The organism is Brevundimonas sp. EAKA (assembly GCF_000698025.1).
Lineage (GTDB): Bacteria > Pseudomonadota > Alphaproteobacteria > Caulobacterales > Caulobacteraceae > Brevundimonas > Brevundimonas mediterranea_A.
Window position 1 is genome coordinate 1 of sequence record NZ_JMQR01000066.1, and the last position, 16630, is coordinate 16630.

Below are 16630 nucleotides of genomic sequence, written 5' to 3' on the forward strand. Positions count from 1 at the left end.
GGCCCTGGCCTTGTCGTCCGGCGAGGCCTCGGCCCGACTGGTGCAGGACGTGGATGCGGTCCAGACCCTGTTCGTGCGTCTGTCGGCGCCCTGGGCCTTGGGTGCGGGCGCCGTTTCGGCCGCCCTGCTGGCCGGCATGGCCAGCCCCATGGCGGGCCTGATGCTGCTGCTCGCCATGGGACTGAGCGCTGCGGGTTCGGTGCTGATCGCCCGTCGCCTGGCCGCCCCCGCCGGACGAGAGGTTCAGATCGCCACGGGCGTTCTGAAGGATCGGCTGACCGCCCTGGAAGCCGTTTCTCCGGAACTGAAGGCCTATGGCCTGGACCGCTGGGCGGCCGGCGAGGCTGCCCAGGCCGCCGCCCGTCTCGACCGAAGCCAGATCGTCCTCAGCCAGGCCGGCGGCTGGATGGCCGCCTGGCAGGCGACGGTCACGGGCCTGGCCGTCGCCGCAGTCGTGCCCGCCACCCTGGGCGCCGCCCTGCCGATGACGGCCCTCGCCGCCCTGGCCGCCGTCATGGGGATCGAGGCCGCCGCCGGACTGGTCGGCGCCCTGCAACAGAACGGCGCCGCCGTCGAAGCCGCCCGGCGGCTGGACGCCCTGGCCTCGGCCCCGTCGCTTGCGTCTTCGCCCGCCCCCTCGGAGGCGAGCCTGGTCCTGTCGGCGGACGGCGTTCAAATGGCCCCGCCGCTACGCCTGGGCCTGATCGGCCCGTCCGGGTCGGGCAAGACCACGCTGGCTGAACGACTGGTCGGCCTGCGCGACGCCCTGGCGGACGAGGCGCGCTTGGGCGGATTGGACATCGCCGGCGTCGCCCCGGACGACCGCCGCCCGCTGTTCGCCTACGCCGCCCAGGACATCCGCCTGATCGACGGCACGATCCGCGACAATCTGCTGCTGGCCGGCCCCGCCGAAGACGGCGCGCTGTGGCGCGCGCTGGAGGATGCGGCCCTTGCCGAACGGGTCCGCGCCGATCCGGCCGGCCTGGACGCCCGCGTCGGCCCCAATGGCGAGAGACTGTCTGGCGGCGAGCGGCGACGGCTGGGCCTGGCTCGCGCCTATCTTCGGTCCGCGCCCTGGCTGGTGCTGGACGAACCGACCGAAGGCTTGGACCCGACGACCGAGGCCCAGGTGCTGACCGCGCTCGACCGGCGTCTGAAACACTCGGGCCAGGGCCTGATCGTCGTCAGCCACCGCCCCGCCCCGACACAGCTGTGCGACCGGGTCATCCGGGTGGAGGGGATCGCCGAAGACGGAAAGGTCCGCCTGACCGTCACGCGTCAGCTGGCGCCGGTCTAGACGGTTCCATCGCTGGACGACGAAACGGGTTTCAGACTTCGCCTTCGGCGATGTCGCGAAGGCGGTCGGGCTGTTCGATCCGCAGTTCGTTCAGCGACAACAGGCGGATCACGCCGGTCGTCTTCAGCTTGGTCAGAACCCGGCTGACGGTCTCGATGGTCAAACCCAGATAGTCGGCGATTTCAGACCGGGTCATCGGCAGCCGGACCTGATCCTCGGTCGATGGCCGCAGGGGATCGCGCGTCGGCAGGTCCAGCAGGAAGGAGGCGATCCGTTCCTGGGCCGTCTTGCGGCCCAGCAACAGCATCTGATTCTGCGCCGCCGCCAGTTCGTGGGTCGCCCGGTCCAGCAAGGCCTCTTCCAGCAAGGGCCGCTCGCGGATCAGGGCGCGATAGTCGGTCTTGCGGAACCGGCACAGGGTCGCGTCCTCGATGGCCTCGCCGGAAAAGGCGTAGTCCTGGCCCGTGGCCAGACCGACGAAGTCGCCGGCGAACAGGAAGCCCGTGATCTGGCGCCGCCCATCCGGCAGCAGCTTGTAGATCCGCACTGAACCCGAGGTGATGTTGAACAGATGGACCGCCGGATCGCCTTCGCGGATCAGGGCCTCGCCCGCCTTCAGCGTCACCCGTTCGGCGATGGCGTCGAGACCGGCCAGATCCGAGGAATCCAGGCTGCTGCACACGCTGAAGGCCCGCGCGCCACAAGCGGAACACACCGACTCCTGTCGGCGTTTGGCGCAGTCCGTGGGCAGGGATCGGAGTTCGAGCATGACGAAGGAGGTTAGACTTCGTCACCGACGCACGCAAACGGATTGATGGAGATCAAGGCGGCCATTTCGTCCACGGCTTATGGCGGCGAAAATGAGCGCCCTCCAGTATCGCCGCCTGAACAGCGACGAAGCCGACCAAGCCTATGTGTTGGCCCACATGGGGAACCCCAGTCTGACTCTGGAATCCTGGCGCGCTGTCGTGGATTCGGCCCCGGCCGTCGGCGGGGTCATCGCGGCCGTGGCGAATGACTGCGTCCGGGCCATACTGGCCTATTCCATCTCGACGACGTCCTCGGGCGAGCGGCAGTTCATGGTCGACACCCTGGTCGCCTTCGACCTGTTGCGGCCGGAAAAGCTGATCGAACCGCTCGTCGCCGCCGCCTGCGATCTGGCGCGCAAGGGGTGCAGCTCCATCGGCCTTTCCAGCCGAATCGACGCGCCGGGCTATGACGCCGTCATGCGCCAGATATCCGACGCCGCCGTGCTTCACCGCGTCATCTGATCCCGTCCTGCGCAGCCTGGCCGTAGCGTCGCGCCAGGACCGCACAGGCGAACAGCTGGATCTGGTGAAACAGCATCAGGGGAATGACGATCAGGCTGACGCTCTGCCCCGCAAACAGGATGGCGGCCATGGGCAGGCCGCTGGCCATGCTCTTCTTCGAGCCGCAGAAGACGATGGCGATCTCGTCCTCACGCGAAAAGCCCAGCCGCCGGCTGACCAGGGTCGTAACCGCCAGAGCGACCGCCAGGATCAGAACGTCCAGAACCACCACCAGCCCCAGGTCCAGATGAGACAGGCGGGTCCAGACCCCGGACACCACCCCGGCGCTGAAGGCGACATAGACGACCAGCAGAATCGAACCCCGATCCACCACCGAGGTCAGACGGCCGTGCCGCGTCAGCCAGCCGCCGATCAGGGGCCGCGCGGCCTGCCCGACGACAAAGGGCGCCAGGATCTGCAAGGCGATTCCTTCGATGGACGAAAGCGACACGCCCGCGCCGCCCACGGGCAGCAGCAGCATCACCAACAGGGGCGTGATGACCACTCCGGCCAGATTGGACACCGAGGCGGCGCACAAGGCGGCCGGCACATTGCCCCGCGCGATGGCGGTGAAGGCGATGGAGGATTGGACCGTCGACGGCAGCAGGCACAGATAGAAGAGGCCGATCCTCAGATCCTGAGCCAACCACGGCCCCGTCGCCCAGAACACGGCAAGGCCCATCAGCGGGAACAGCAGGAAGGTGGAGGACAGCACCATCCCCTGCAACCGCCAATGCGACAGTCCCGCCCAGACGGCGCCGGGCGACAGACGCGCGCCATAGAGGAAGAACAACAGGCCGATGGCCGCCGTCGCCGCCCCTTCGGCGACGTTCGCGCCCGCGCCGCGAGCCGGAGCCAGGGCGGCCAGAACCACCGTGCCGATCAGCATCAGCAGGTAAGGGTCGATCCATCGGCGCAACGCGTTCATGGCCCGGTCCTAGGCCGCGCCTCAGGCGAACGGCAAGCCCCGCATCAGATCGTCATCGGAGGCGAACCGATTCTGATCGTTCAGTTCGCACGCTCGGATCGGGCGACAAAATAGGGCAACAGCCCCGCCACCACCCGCCGACTGGCGTCCTCGTCCTGGTCGAGCATGTTCCTGAGCGGAGTTCCGATCAGGGCCTCGCCGAACGCGCTCAGCGCGATGAAGAGGACCGCCGAAGACAGTCGGTCCCGGCTGGCGTCGGACGGGTCGCCCAGTTTCTCCTGAATCACGTGGACCAGCCCGTTGACGGCGTCCCGAACGGGTTCGAGATGTGAGAGATCGCCCTTCAGCACGATCCAGGCCGCCAACTTGCCCGCCCCGCCTTCGGCGAAGGCGTCGAATACGGCGGTGACCAATTCCAGCGGCGCCCCCTCATCGGTACGCAGGCGCGCGATCGCCGCCTCGAGGTCGCGAGACAGATCCGCCACCATCGAACCCATCAAGGCCGACTGAAGCCCCTCGGCCGACCCGAAGTGATGGATCAGATTGGCGTGGGTCATTCCGAGGTCATCGGCGACGGCCTTCAGGGTGACGGAGTCCGGCCCTCCGGACAGCAGTCGCGCACGGGCGCAGACCAGGGCCTCCAGACGAGCTTCATCAGGGGTGCGACGACGACGACGAACGCGCTCTATTGACATCAGTGTTAGTTACATCCATGTAGATAGCAACTGGTTAAGCTCAGTCCTGGGAGAGAGCAAGTGACAGCCGAACTAATGGTCGCGGACGCCAAATTCGATCCGCAAACCCGCACGCCCAGCCGGCTGCGTCCCCGACGCGTCGAGCCGCTCCGGGCGCTTCGCGCCTTGCGCCGTCTCATCGCCGACAAGGAAGATACGACTCAGGTGTTCGAGATCATGAACGCTCTGGCCGGGCGTTCCGTCCGCCGGGGCTATGAGAAGATGCTCGAACAGCCTGAAGGCGCTCGGCAGGCCTATATGATGGTGGAATTGGCGGACCGGCTGCATGATCGGGCGTGGCTGGAGTCGCTCCCGCCGGGCACGGTCGGCCGCGCCTATCTGGACTTCATCGACGAGCGGAACCTCTCGGCCTACGGTCTGGCCGGGGAAAGCCGCAAGGTCGCGGACTCCGAGATCGAAGCCGCTCACCCCTACGCCTGGTATGCGCGTCGACTGCGCGACGTGCACGATCTTTGGCACGTTCTCACCGGCTATCGCACCGACGCGCTCGGAGAAGCCTGTGTGGTCGCCTTCTCTCTCCCGCAGACGCGAAGCGCGGGCTTTGGTCTCATCGCGGCCGGTGTTGCGATCGAAGCCGCCCGGGCCCGCACGGGCCACCCGTGTGCGCGCGCCGTTCTTCAGGCCTGGCTTCGGGGCCGCCGGGCGGCCTGGCTGCCGGCGCTGGACTACGAGGCGCTGATGTCGGTGCCGCTGGAGCAGGCCCGCGCCCGTCTCGGCCTGTCCGGTCCGACCCTCTACGACCGGATTCCGGTCGAACTTCGCAACAGCCTCCTGGTCGCGGCTTGATGGCGCCCCTTTCAGCCGTCCTGATCGCCGGACTTCTGTGCACGGCGGTTGCGGGGCCGGCTGCGGCGGCGGACAGTCGGCTTTTGGGACGATGGCGCACCGCCGCCCAGGGGGGCGTGGTCGAGATCCACGCCTGCGGCTCGGCCCTGTGCGGTCGGCTGGTCGATGCAGCGCCGCTCCGGCGCAATCCGGACCAAAGGGACGTTCGCAATCACGATCCCGCGCTGCGCGACCGTCCGCTGCGCGGGCTGAGGGTTTTGGAGGGATTTCGCGGCGGCCCGACGACCTGGACCGGCGGGCCGCTTTACGACCCGGACAGCGGGCGGCGCGCCGCCAGCGGGCGTCTGGTCCTCATCGATCCCGATCACCTTGCGGTGCGAGGCTGCATCGCTCCCCTGCTCTGCCGAACCCAGACCTGGGTGCGGCTGCCCTAGGGCCGCCGGTCAGGCCATGGCCCGACCGGCGGCGCGACCCGTAAAGAGGCATCCGCCCAGGAAGGTGCCTTCCAGGGCGTTGTACCCATGGGCGCCGCCGCCCCCGAACCCCGCAGCTTCGCCGGCCGCGTACAAGCCTTCGAGCACTGTTCCGTCAGGCTTGAGAACGCGACTGTCCAGATCGGTCTGAATCCCGCCCAGGCTTTTGCGCGTCAGGACATGCAGCTTGACGGCGATCAACGGACCGGACCGGGGATCCAGAAGGCGATGCGGTTTTGCGACCCGGGCGAGACGATCGCCCAGGTATCGGCGGGCATTGTGAACGCCCTGGATCTGGAGGTCCTTGGCGTAGGGGTTGTCGATCTGCGCGTCCCGGGCCGCGATCACCCGCCGCACCCCCTCGACGTCCAGCAGGGGCGTCGGGGTCAGAGCATTCATCCCGGCGACGAGGTCGCCGAGTGCGTCGGCGACCACGAAGTCGGCGCCGTGCGCCTTGAACGCCTCGACCTCCGGCGACGCGCCCTTGCCCAACCGGGTTCTGAGCACTCTCAGCCAGTCTCCAGAGGTGATGTCGCCATTCTGCTCCGATCCGGAAAGCGCGAACTCCTTTTCGATGATCGCCTGGGTCAGAACGAACCAGGAGTGATCGTGCGCCGCCAGGTCGGGCGTGGTGCGCAGGTGGCGAAGAGTCGAAAGCGTGTCATAGCCCGGCAGGGCCGGGAACGGCAGGCGGCGCCCAAGGGCGTCGAGCCAGAGGGACGACGGGCCGGGCAGGATGCGGATGCCGTGCCCTGGCCAGATCGGGTCCCAATTCCGCAGACCCTCGACATAGTGCCACATCCGGTCACGGTTCACGACGCGGGCCCCGGCCGCCTCGGCGATGTCCAGCCCCCGTCCATCGACATAGGCGGGCACGCCCCTGACCATCTCGCGGGGCGGACTTCCCAGGCGCGCGGGCCACAGACGCCGCACCTTGTCATGATCCCCGCCGATCCCGCCCGTCGCGATCAGCACCGACGGAGCCCGCAGGGTGAAGGACCCCACCGCATCCCGATTGGAGGCCCGGCCGCGCCCCGCCGCGTCCGGCGCCAGTCGAACGCCTGACACCCCTGTGACCCGCCCCGCTTCAACGATCAGGTCGTCGACGCGACAGCGCGGGTGATACGCCAGCCTGCCGCGTGTCTCGGCATCGCGCACGCGAGCCGCGAACGGGCCGCTCACGCCCGTCCCGGTGCCCCATGCGACATGGAACCGGGGGACCGAGTTGCCGTGACCATCGGCGCGACCGTCCCCCCGCTCGGCCCAGCCGACCATAGGCGTCAGTCGTATCCCGTGACGCCGTAACCAGGCGCGTTTCTCGCCGGCCGCAAATTCGACATAGGCCTTTCCCCACCGCACCGCCCACTCATCCTCGGCAAGCGCGCCGTCCAGCCGATCCCAGCCCGCGCTGCCCCGCCAATCCGACCAGGCGAGATCAAAGCCGTCGCGGACGCCCAGGCGACGCTGCTCGGGGCTGTCGACCAGGAACAGGCCGCCGAATGACCAGTGGGCCTGCCCGCCCAGGTTTGCGGCGTTCTCTTGATCCACCAGCGCCACTCTGCGGCCGGCCTGAACCAGCTCGTTGGCGGCGACCAGGCCCGCCAGTCCGGCGCCGACGATCACGGCATCACAGTCCATCCTGTTTCCCCTTTTTCGCGACGCGCGCGGGCGAAGATCGACATCCGAACTCCCCCATTCCGGATGACCGTCAACCAACACTGCTGTCAATATGTATTGACATGACGGTGAGTAGTGCGAAGTTGCCGACAACCGCCGGTGGCCCCGCCCCGTCGAGCGGAAACATCAGGCGGGAGGAAACGCACATCACGCGCCGCCGACAGACCGGCGCGCTTCGGGAGGATTTCATGGCTTCAGCGGTCAGCATTCGCGCGCGCCTCGCGCTCTCGGTATCGGCGACAGCCTTCCTGATGACCGGCGCGCCCGCGCTGGCGCAGACAACCCCACCTCAGCCGGATTCTGCTCCCGTCGTCGTGGACGACATCATCGTCACCGCCCAGAAACGCGAACAATCCGTGCAGGACGTCCCCATCGCCGTCACCGCCTTGTCGGCCGAGGCCCTGCAGTCGCGTCAGATCGATGGGGGTTCGGAACTGCTGCGCGCCGTGCCGAACGTCACCTTCTCCAAGTCCAACTTCAGCATGTACAACTTCTCGATCCGCGGGATCGGGACCAAGGCCGTCTCGGCCTCCAGCGATCCGGCGGTGGCCGTCAGCTTCAACAACACGCCCCTTATCCGCAACCGCCTGTTCGAGCAGGAATATCTGGACGTCGCCCGGGTCGAGGTGCTGCGCGGGCCGCAGGGCACCCTGTACGGCCGCAACGCCACCGGCGGCGTCGTCAACATGTTCCCCGAACTGCCCAAGTTCCGATCCGAAGGCTTCGCCGCGGGCGAACTGGGCAACTATGACAGCCGGCGCGGCCAGGCCATGCTCAACGTCCCCTTCGGCGACACATTCGCCGTGCGCGGCGCCTTCGGCTTCACCCAGCGCGACGGCTTCGACTACAACAGCTTCAACGACACCCATGTGAACGACCGCGACCTGTTCACCACTCGTCTGTCGGCCCGCTGGGAACCGACAGCGCGGTTCCGCGCCAATGCGATCTGGGAGCATTTCGAGGAAGACGACAATCGCTCGCGCACCGGCAAACAGCTGTGCACCACCGATCCGGGTCCGACCCAGGTCGGTTCGGCGTCCATCACCACGGCCTACACCCAGGACCAGCTGAGCCAGGGCTGCCTGCCCGGTTCGCTCTATGCCGACGCCGCCTATGGCGCGCCAAACGGCGGGTCCTTCGGGCCGGTTCGCCTGCTCGGCACGGCGCCGAACCTCGGCTTTGGTCCCAATTTTGAATCGATCAACCTGATCCCCCTCGGTTTCGACCCCTATGAAGGCGTGGTCCAGTCCCGCGATCTGAGAGAGATCGCCACCAGCTATGATCCGGTGTTCCGCGCCGAAAACGATGTGGTGCAGGTCAATCTGGAATTCGATCTCAGCGACACCCTGACACTCTATTCCCAGACCGCCTACGCCAAGGACGACTATTATGCGTCCCAGGACTATGCCCGCTACGTCTCCAACCCCGCCTTTGTGGACAGCAACAGTGTCTTAGACATCTTCGGCGATCCCGCGCCGTCGACCGCGACGCCGGGCGGGGTCTACACCGACCCTCAACTGGGTCCGTCAGACCGCATCCTGGCGGTGGACATCAGCCAATCGGACAATCGGCAATGGTATCAGGAGTTCCGGCTTCAGTCGAAGGGCGAAGGTCGATTCAACTTCAGCCTCGGCGCCAACTATCTCGATTTCAAATCTCAGGACGATTATTACGTCTTAAACAACACTTTCTCGCTGATCGCCGAATATTTCTACAACTTCGATTACCTACCGAACGGCGGAATCGGGACGCGGCCGTGCGACGACACCCAGCCGTTCGAATGCGTCTATGTCGATCCCAATCCGCTCAGCGAGATTAATGGAGAGGGGCACAACTACTTCCGCAGCAAGAACGTCATTCACACCCGGTCCTGGGCCGTCTTCGGTGAAGGATATTGGGATCTGACGCCTGAGCTGAGGCTGACCACCGGCCTGCGCTATACCGAGGATCGCAAGGACACGACCCCCTATCCCAGCCAACTGCTGCTGGGCGCCAATCTGAATGGCGATCCGGGCCTGGCCACGGGCGGCTATGTGCGCAGCGGCTATTACGCCCTGCCCGACGTCGAACAGAAATGGGAGGCGGTCACCGGTCGGATCGTGCTGGACTGGACGCCGGACCTGTCCTTTACCAACGACACCCTGGTCTATGCGTCGCTGTCGCGCGGCTACAAGGGCGGGGGCACCAATCCGCCCCGCCTGGACCTGAACCCGACCGTGGTCCAGTACCAGCCGCTGGCCGGCACCTTTGAGCCAGAATACGTCAACGCGTTCGAGATCGGGACCAAGAACTCGCTTCTGGACGGCATGCTCCGACTGAACGCCACCGCCTTCTACTACGACTACAAGGACTACCAGGTCTCCCAGATCGTCGATCGCATCTCGCTGAACGAAAACTTCGACGCCAAGATCTGGGGGCTTGAACTCGAGACCGTCTACAAGCCCACGCCCAACTTCCAGATCGACGCCAATTTCGGGTATCTGAAAACCCGCGTTGCAGATGGCGAGGGTTCGATCGACGTGATGAATCGGACGCAGGGCAACGAAGACTGGATCACCCTGCGGCCGTGGATCCAGGTGCCGTCGAACTGTATCGCGCCCAGAGACCTGGCCGAGCAGATCCTCAACAGCCCGTTCGGAACTGAACTCGCGATCTTCTCTCTCAGCGCCCTATGCGCCGGGTCGTCGCGGTTCGGGACCTTCAATCCCGATCTGGCCTCCAGCCTGCCCTTCTGGCAGTTCTACGGCTTCACCTACGATCCGCTCACCGAGGCGCCGAACGGCGGGCGGGGCTTCGAGGCCGACCTGAGCGGCAACGAACTGCCCAACTCGCCCAACTGGACCGCCAACATCGGGGCCCAGTACAGTTGGTTCCTGGGCGATTGGGACCTGACCCTGCGCGGCGACTACTATCGCCAGGGCGAGAGCTTCTTCCGCGTCTACAACACGGAATATGACCGGCTGGAGGGCTGGGACAATCTGAACCTCTCAGTGTCCCTGACCAACGAGGCGCGGGGCCTGAAGCTTCAGGCCTATGTCAAGAACGTCTTCGACGATGCGCCCATCGTCGACGCCTTCACCAACTCGGACGACACCGGGCTGACGACCAACGTCTTCACCTTGGACCCGCGGCTGTTCGCCGTGCGGCTGACCAAGTCGTTCTGAGATCGCCGACAGGCCGGTCGACGACCGGCCGCCCTGCAAGGCCGTCCCCCCGGCGTCGAAAGACGCCGAGCGGACGGCCTCATGTGGCATTATGCTATTGAAAAGTATACGTATTTTTCCTTGACTCCAGGTTGCTAACGGCGCTGTAAGTAGGTTGCCCCTAGCGGGTGAACACACGCTCAACGGGTCCATCCAAGGACCCACTCAAAGGGAGGACTATCATGATCAAGACGCTTTCCATCGCCGCCGCGGCGCTCGCTTCCGTCGCTCTGGCTTCCCCCAGCTTCGCCCAATCCTTCTCGCCCAGCTCGGGCAGCGTATCGGGATCAGGTTCGGTCGTCCTGTCTCAGACGACCGTCGTGACCTGCAATGTCTCCATCACCGCAAGCCCGCTGAGCGCGACCAGCGCGCCCATTCCGACCCGCAGCATCACGCCCGGCAGCGCCCTCTGCTTCGCCGTCGGACCCTACGGATCCTGGAGCGCCGCCGTGGTGCCGGGATCGACCACGTCGATCTCCCTGACCATCGGCGCCAACACCGTGGCCAACGACCCCTGCTACGGCACTGTCGTCGCCGCCTGGAACAATGCGACCAGCACGGCCACCTTCAGCAACAATGTGCTGCCGCCCGTAAACGCCGGCGGTCGCAGCTGCACGATCCGCAGCGGCTCGATCCGCATTCCAGGCCTGCAGATCCTTTAAGCCCGGCGCTCCCCTGGATCCCAAACCTGAAAAACCTCGCCGGGCGTCTCTGACGCCCGGCCCTTTTCGCTTTCCCCCTCGGCGAGGCGAGCTGGATCGTCATGCCGTGATCGAGGTCGCGTATTTCATGGGACTTACGATCCAGGACGGGGGTTGATCGTCCATGCTGGCCCTTCTGGCTCTCATCCCCGTCCAGGAAGCGCCGCCCGCTTCGCCTTCGCCCGCCCAGCTAGAAGAGGTCGAAGTGGTCGGGCGACGCGGTGCGGCCAGGGTCGCGCCAGAGCAGGAGCTTGGGCCCGAAGAAATCGACAACCTCGGCGCCTACGACATAGGCGAGGTGATCGCTCGCCTCAGCGAACGTCTGGGCTTCCAGCAACCGCCCGTTGTGATCGTGAACGGCCGCCCGGTCGTGGACGCCCGAAACTTCACGGGCTTCCCACCCGACGCCCTGGTCCGCGTCGAAGCCCTGCCGCCGCAGGCGGGCGCCCTCTACGGCGGCGATCCTGGGCGGCGGGTCGTCAACATCGTTCTTGAGCCCGAGTTCAGAAGCCGTGACGCTCTGGCGAAGGCGTCCCGGCCGACAGCCGGCGGAACGACGACCCTCTCGCTCGACGCACGCCAATCAGAAATCCAGGGATCCTCGACCTTCCAGATGGGCCTTCAGGGCGCGAGGACCACGCCGCTCTGGGCGGACGAGCGGCCAGGCTATGGTCGAGACCATCCGGGCGGCGGCGGAAACACGCTCCGCCCGCAGGCGCAGACGGGCTCGGTGAATCTATCGGCGACCGGAACCCTGTCAGACTGGTCGACCTCGTTCAGCGCAAATCTGCAGACCCGGCAGGACCGCTTCGTCTCAAGTTCGGTCGCAGCTGCGGACAGGGCGGAGACCCGACAGGAAACAGACGCCCTGACCATGGCCGGGGGCCTGGCGGGGCGCGCCCTGGGATGGTCGGTGAGATGGGGGCTCGATGGTCTGGTCTCGGAAGGCCGGCAAAGGGGCGCGACGGATGTGACGGCCCGCACGGTGTCGGCCGTCGCGAAACTCTCGGCCGACCGGACCCTGATCGACCTGCCGGCGGGGCCCGCCCAGATGACGGTCGATACGCAGTATCTTCGCTCCAGATCCGACATCAGGGCCGCCGGCGTAACCGCAACCCCCTCGTCCCGCGCGCTCGAGCTCCGATCCGGCCTGACGCTGCCGGTCACGTCCTCGCAGTCAGACCGGGGCGGACCCCGGCGGTTGCTCGGCGACCTGGCGCTCAATCTGGGCGGCCGCCTCAGACTGCTCGACGAGGCCGACGCCCAGGGGACGGGGCTGAACGCCGGCGTCGCCTGGTCGCCGTCCGGGAGAGTCCGTCTGGGCGCGCAATTCGCTCAGGCGACCGATGCGCCCACCCGTGAACAGCGGTTCGACCCGATCCGCTATGGGCCGCCGCGCACCTTCTATGACTTCCGCCGCGGCGAGGCCGTCGAGATCCAGCCGATTCTCGGCGGCGCCCCGGATCTTCAGGCCCAGGAGACGCAAACCCTGTCCCTCTCGGGATCGACGGGCCCCTTCGGCGCGTGGGGTCTTCAGGCCAGTGTCGATCTTCAGAACACGCGGGCGACGAATGCGATCGGAGCCCTTCCCGCCCTGACGCCGGCGACCGAGACGGCCTTTCCGGACCGTATCCTGCGCGACGCCTCAGGTCGCCTGACGGGCATCGACCAGCGGCCGATCAATCTCAAGGCGATCTCGTCCCAAACCCTCTCGTCGGGCCTGACCGCCAATATTCCGCTCGGGAGCGGGGCGCCGGAGGCGTCCAGGCGGGGCTCCGTCCAGGTCGCCTTCAACCACACCTGGCGGCTGGAGGATCGCATCACGATAAACGAAGCCCTACCCCGCCTTGATCAACTCGCCGGAGACGGCGGCGGCCTGTCGCGTCATCAGTTGGCGTTGCGGCTCGACGGACGATACGCGCGATGGGGTTTGAACCTTGCGGCGACCTGGCGAAGCGGCGCGCGCCTTCGTCGCGATCTGGGGCAGGACGGCCCTGACGATCTGCTTCTGTCGCCCCTGACCCTGATCGGCTTCACCCTCAGCACCGTCCTGTCGTCGCCCAGGAGCGAGGCCTCTGACACGGGGCCGCGCCGTCGCACCCAGGGCTTGCGGCTTGAACTGGGGGTGGAGAACCTCTTCGACGCGCGGCCGACCGCGACCCTGGGAGATGGTCGCCCGGCGCCGGCCTATGGTCGCGACGATCAGGACCCCCTGGGCCGCGTCATTCGCCTCAGCCTCAGCCGACGCTTCTGAGCCTCGAGCCCAGCCCCGCCGAGGCGCCCCGGCCCCTAGCCTTGCGTCGACTTGCGCGACGCAAGGCTTTCGTAGACGGCGTCGCGCAGAGACTTGAGGCGGATGTTGAGGTCGCTGAGTTCCGGCATGGTCTGGCCTGAGGCGTCCAGCAGGGCCTCGCCCAGACACCCCGCGCGTTCACGCAGGGCTTGGCCCTCGCTGGTCAGGGTGATCACCACCTGGCGCTCGTTCGCGGGGTTGCGCGCCCGCCGGACAAGGCCGGCGACCTCCAGCCGTTTCAGCAAGGGCGTCATGGTGCTGGGCTCCAGCGCCAATTCGTCGGCGATATCGCCGACCGTCCGGCCGTCCTCCCGCCACAGGACGTTCATCACGAGATACTGCGGATAGGTGACGCCCAGATCGTCCAACAGGGGCTTGTACGCCCGTTGGATGGCCATGCCGGTCGAATAGACGGTGAAGCAAAGCTGGTCCTCCATCGGGACGGGACCTTTGGATTTGGACATTCCGACCTACTCGCTCCTGCACAGGACGAGAGTTATATCGCGATAATTATTCTCTTAACAAGACCGATGGCCTGCCTCGCCAGGCCCGTCTCATCGTGGGCCGGTCGCGGGATTGGATGCGGCGCGCTTCGGAGTGGACGCGCGAAAGGGGCAGCCGGCGGGAATAATTGGCCCTCTTGAGACGTCTAACGTCAGAGCCGCCCGCCCGAGCCAAGGCCGACCATGCCGAACACCTTACTTGTGCATATCCGCAGCGGCCCTCGCAGCCCTGCGACGGTGTTGTGGACCAGCCGCCGCTCTTGGCCAGCTTGGCGTTCATTCCGACCATTACGGAGGGCTGACGCCATGCCCGGCGCCCCGCCTCAGACCGGGAGGCGACAGAAAGTTATATATCGCGATAAATATTGGCTTGACAGAACTCCGGCGCTTCATGCATCTTCTTTTAGCGCGATAAATGTTATCGCGATTTCGCCTTCACTCTCACGTCCGTCACCACCGTCCCAACCCAGTTCCAAAGGAAACGACCATGATCAAGTTCCGCAACATCCTCCTCGCCGCCGTCGGCGCCGCCAGCATCGGCGGAGCCGCTCAGGCCCAGTCCGTCCAGACGATTCCGGCGGCTCAGACCGTCCGCAACGTCGTCCTGGTTCACGGCGCCTTCGCCGACGGCTCGGGCTGGAGGGCCGTCTATGACGACCTGACCGCTCGCGGCTACCGGGTGACCATCGTCCAGAACCCCCTCACCTCCCTGGCCGACGACGTGGCCGCCACGCGGCGCGCCCTCGCCCGCCAGGACGGCGGAACCATTCTTGTCGGCCACTCGTGGGGCGGCGTGGTGATCACCGAGGCCGGCGTCGACGAAAAGGTGAAGGGCCTGGTCTATGTCTCCGCCCTGACCGCCGATGTCGGCGAGACGGCCGGGGACCAGTATAAGGGCTTCGGCATCCCCTCGACCTTCGTGATCGAGGAACAGGCCGACGGATTCGGCTTCATCAGCGCCGAACGCTTCCAGGAGGGGTTCGCCGCCGACGTCGGCGACGCGGACGCCGCCTTCATGCGCGACTCTCAAGTGCCCATCGCCATGTCGGCCTTCGCCACGCCGGTCACCCAGGCCGCCTGGAGGACGCGCCCGAGCTGGTTCATCGTCGCCACCGAGGACGCCGCCATCGCCCCGGCCATGCTGCGTCAGCAGGCCGAGAAGATCGGCGCCGTCAAGGTCGAGATTCGCGCCAGCCACGTCCCGATGATCTCACAACCGCACGCCGTCGCCGACGTGATCGACCAGGCCGCCCGCAGCGCCGGCGACCGGCCGAACTGACGCCTGCAAACCCACCGAAACCCTCGCCTCAAACCACCCTCTCAAAGGACATAGTCATGACTTACCTGACCCTCTCCGACGACACCCGCCTGTTCTACAAGGACTGGGGCCCCAAGGACGCTCAACCCATCGTCTTCCACCACGGCTGGCCGCTCAGCGCCGACGACTGGGACAACCAGATGCTGTTCTTCCTGGAAAAGGGATTTCGCGTCATCGCCCATGACCGCCGCGGCCACGGCCGTTCGGACCAGACCGACACGGGCAATGACATGGACACCTACGCCGCGGACGTCGCGGAACTGGCCGAGGCGCTCGACCTGAAGAACGCCATCCATATCGGTCACTCCACCGGCGGGGGCGAGGTCATCCGCTACGTCGCCCGCAGCCGGCCCGGCCGCGTCGCCAAGGCCGTGCTGATCGGCGCCGTGCCGCCGATCATGCTGGCTACGGCGGCCTATCCCGGCGGCCTGCCGATGGCGGTGTTCGACGGGTTCCGCGACGCGTTCAAGCAGAACCGCGCGCAGTTCTTCCTCGATGTCCCGTCGGGTCCCTTCTACGGCTTCAACCGAGAAGGGGCGGCGGTGAGCGAAGGCCTGATCCGCAACTGGTGGCGCCAGGGCATGGCGGGCGGCGCAAAGGCCCAATACGATTGTATCACCGCCTTCTCCGAGACCGACTTCACCGAGGACCTGAAAGCGGTCTCTCTGCCGGTGCTCCTGCTCCACGGCGAGGACGATCAGGTCGTGCCGATCGACGCGTCCGCGCACCAGGCTGTCAAGCTGCTGTCGAACGGAACCCTGAAGACCTATCCCGGCCTGTCCCACGGGCTGTTCGCCACCCATCCGGACGTCGTCAACGCCGACTTGCTGGCGTTCATTCAAGGATAGGCAGGGTCTAGCGGCCGAATGCAGGGAACCGGGCCTCTCGGCATTCGGCTTCCGGGCCGGGGGTCACAGACTCCAGGCCCGGAATGATGTTGAGCGTGTCCTCCACGGCCCCCGGGGTTGACCCGCACACCCGCCAGCTAGCCAGCCTGCCCGAAGTTGGCGTTCACGCCGCGCCGTGTGTCGCCTCGATCATGGGCGCGCGCGGATCTCCCCGGCGATCGGCAAGTTCGACGGAGCTAACGAGACGATATCGGTGGATACCGCCCGAAGCTTCAATCAGCAGTATGTCGGTCAGTTCTCTTTCATCGAACCAATCCGGCACCTGATCACAGGCCGCGAAGGCCTGATCGAAGCACAGCAGAACGGGGCGGGCTTTTCCACCCGGCTGAGCTTCCACGTGGCTTCGACGGTGGATTTTCGAGGGGTCTGGACTTCGGCCAGCAAAAAGCCGCTGAGCGTAGTGCTCAGCGGCTGTTTTGTTTGGGTGCGGGAGTAGGATTTGAACCTACGACCTTCAGGTTATGAGCCTGACGAGCTA

At 66.6% G+C, this 16630-nt stretch carries 15 protein-coding genes; 10 read left to right on the forward strand and 5 right to left on the reverse strand.

Features of this window, described 5'->3' with window-relative positions; all coding sequences use genetic code 11:
- Positions 1 to 1297 (forward strand): ATP-binding cassette domain-containing protein (locus ER13_RS10600; protein ID WP_035309091.1); only part of this gene is annotated, 1297 nt, incomplete at its 5' end.
- Positions 1298 to 1328: 31 nt separating this feature from the next.
- Here the strand turns inward: ER13_RS10600 and ER13_RS10605 are convergent.
- Positions 1329 to 1979: a helix-turn-helix domain-containing protein gene (locus tag ER13_RS10605; RefSeq protein ID WP_008262215.1), complete on the reverse strand. Its 651-nt coding sequence runs from the start codon at positions 1977 to 1979 to the stop codon at positions 1329 to 1331.
- A 178-nt stretch (positions 1980 to 2157) separates the two neighbouring features.
- Here ER13_RS10605 and ER13_RS10610 point away from each other — a divergent pair, with 178 nt between their 5' ends.
- Complete coding sequence (locus ER13_RS10610; RefSeq protein ID WP_155988139.1) at positions 2158 to 2568, forward strand: hypothetical protein; 411 nt, start codon at positions 2158 to 2160, stop codon at positions 2566 to 2568.
- On the opposite strand, the gene ER13_RS10615 is transcribed toward ER13_RS10610, so the two are convergent.
- The gene (locus ER13_RS10615; RefSeq protein ID WP_008261800.1) at positions 2561 to 3535 is read right to left on the reverse strand and encodes a bile acid:sodium symporter family protein; all 975 of its coding nucleotides are present in this window, start codon (positions 3533 to 3535) and stop codon (positions 2561 to 2563) included. The two genes, ER13_RS10610 and ER13_RS10615, sit on opposite strands and share 8 nt — an antisense overlap.
- Positions 3536 to 3615: 80 nt before the next feature.
- On the reverse strand, positions 3616 to 4230 hold the full coding sequence (locus tag ER13_RS10620; RefSeq protein WP_008261603.1) for a TetR/AcrR family transcriptional regulator: 615 nt from the start codon (positions 4228 to 4230) through the stop codon (positions 3616 to 3618).
- 60 nt (positions 4231 to 4290) lie between these two features.
- On the opposite strand from ER13_RS10620, the gene ER13_RS10625 reads away from it, so the two are divergent.
- Both ER13_RS10625 and ER13_RS10630 read left to right on the forward strand, forming a co-directional pair.
- The gene (locus ER13_RS10625) at positions 4291 to 5076 is read left to right on the forward strand and encodes a Coq4 family protein (RefSeq protein WP_231492528.1); all 786 of its coding nucleotides are present in this window, start codon (positions 4291 to 4293) and stop codon (positions 5074 to 5076) included.
- Complete coding sequence (locus ER13_RS10630; RefSeq protein WP_008261622.1) at positions 5076 to 5510, forward strand: DUF2147 domain-containing protein; 435 nt, start codon at positions 5076 to 5078, stop codon at positions 5508 to 5510. Before ER13_RS10625 ends, ER13_RS10630 begins: the two co-directional genes overlap by 1 nt.
- A 9-nt stretch (positions 5511 to 5519) precedes the next feature.
- Here ER13_RS10630 and ER13_RS10635 read toward each other — a convergent pair whose 3' ends face one another.
- Complete coding sequence (locus tag ER13_RS10635) at positions 5520 to 7187, reverse strand: FAD-binding dehydrogenase (RefSeq protein ID WP_035309095.1); 1668 nt, start codon at positions 7185 to 7187, stop codon at positions 5520 to 5522.
- A 227-nt stretch (positions 7188 to 7414) separates the two neighbouring features.
- Between ER13_RS10635 and ER13_RS10640 the strand changes: the two genes are divergently transcribed.
- The 3 genes from ER13_RS10640 to ER13_RS10650 all read left to right on the forward strand — a co-directional run bounded on the left by ER13_RS10640 (position 7415) and on the right by ER13_RS10650 (position 13384).
- A complete protein-coding gene (locus tag ER13_RS10640; RefSeq protein WP_035309098.1) occupies positions 7415 to 10390 on the forward strand; it encodes a TonB-dependent receptor in 2976 nt (991 codons plus the stop codon).
- Positions 10391 to 10611: 221 nt separating this feature from the next.
- Complete coding sequence (locus ER13_RS10645; protein WP_008260144.1) at positions 10612 to 11091, forward strand: hypothetical protein; 480 nt, start codon at positions 10612 to 10614, stop codon at positions 11089 to 11091.
- A gap of 163 nt (positions 11092 to 11254) precedes the next feature.
- A complete protein-coding gene (locus ER13_RS10650; RefSeq protein WP_008261188.1) occupies positions 11255 to 13384 on the forward strand; it encodes a TonB-dependent receptor domain protein in 2130 nt (709 codons plus the stop codon).
- A 35-nt stretch (positions 13385 to 13419) separates the two neighbouring features.
- Here ER13_RS10650 and ER13_RS10655 read toward each other — a convergent pair whose 3' ends face one another.
- Positions 13420 to 13887, reverse strand: a complete 468-nt coding sequence (locus tag ER13_RS10655) for a MarR family winged helix-turn-helix transcriptional regulator (protein ID WP_035309100.1) — start codon at positions 13885 to 13887, stop codon at positions 13420 to 13422.
- A 526-nt stretch (positions 13888 to 14413) separates the two neighbouring features.
- On the opposite strand from ER13_RS10655, the gene ER13_RS10660 reads away from it, so the two are divergent.
- The 3 genes from ER13_RS10660 (at position 14414) to ER13_RS10670 (ending at position 16588) form a co-directional block, all read left to right on the forward strand.
- Positions 14414 to 15205, forward strand: a complete 792-nt coding sequence (locus ER13_RS10660) for an alpha/beta fold hydrolase (RefSeq protein ID WP_035309102.1) — start codon at positions 14414 to 14416, stop codon at positions 15203 to 15205.
- 56 nt (positions 15206 to 15261) lie between these two features.
- The gene (locus ER13_RS10665) at positions 15262 to 16092 is read left to right on the forward strand and encodes an alpha/beta fold hydrolase (protein WP_035309104.1); all 831 of its coding nucleotides are present in this window, start codon (positions 15262 to 15264) and stop codon (positions 16090 to 16092) included.
- A 175-nt stretch (positions 16093 to 16267) separates the two neighbouring features.
- A complete protein-coding gene (locus ER13_RS10670; RefSeq protein WP_035309106.1) occupies positions 16268 to 16588 on the forward strand; it encodes a hypothetical protein in 321 nt (106 codons plus the stop codon).
- Positions 16589 to 16630 lie beyond the last annotated feature (42 nt).

Bases quoted from the DNA above. Each gene is read 5' to 3' on its own strand.
- ER13_RS10610 (WP_155988139.1), top strand. From the start codon at position 2,158: ATGAGCGCCCTCCAGTATCGCCGCCTGAACAGCGACGAAGCCGACCAA.
- ER13_RS10615 (WP_008261800.1), bottom strand. From the start codon at position 3,535: ATGAACGCGTTGCGCCGATGGATCGACCCTTACCTGCTGATGCTGATC.
- ER13_RS10620 (WP_008261603.1), bottom strand. From the start codon at position 4,230: ATGTCAATAGAGCGCGTTCGTCGTCGTCGTCGCACCCCTGATGAAGCT.
- ER13_RS10630 (WP_008261622.1), top strand. From the start codon at position 5,076: ATGGCGCCCCTTTCAGCCGTCCTGATCGCCGGACTTCTGTGCACGGCG.
- ER13_RS10635 (WP_035309095.1), bottom strand. From the start codon at position 7,187: ATGGACTGTGATGCCGTGATCGTCGGCGCCGGACTGGCGGGCCTGGTC.
- ER13_RS10640 (WP_035309098.1), top strand. From the start codon at position 7,415: ATGGCTTCAGCGGTCAGCATTCGCGCGCGCCTCGCGCTCTCGGTATCG.
- ER13_RS10645 (WP_008260144.1), top strand. From the start codon at position 10,612: ATGATCAAGACGCTTTCCATCGCCGCCGCGGCGCTCGCTTCCGTCGCT.
- ER13_RS10650 (WP_008261188.1), top strand. From the start codon at position 11,255: ATGCTGGCCCTTCTGGCTCTCATCCCCGTCCAGGAAGCGCCGCCCGCT.
- ER13_RS10655 (WP_035309100.1), bottom strand. From the start codon at position 13,887: ATGTCCAAATCCAAAGGTCCCGTCCCGATGGAGGACCAGCTTTGCTTC.
- ER13_RS10660 (WP_035309102.1), top strand. From the start codon at position 14,414: ATGATCAAGTTCCGCAACATCCTCCTCGCCGCCGTCGGCGCCGCCAGC.
- ER13_RS10665 (WP_035309104.1), top strand. From the start codon at position 15,262: ATGACTTACCTGACCCTCTCCGACGACACCCGCCTGTTCTACAAGGAC.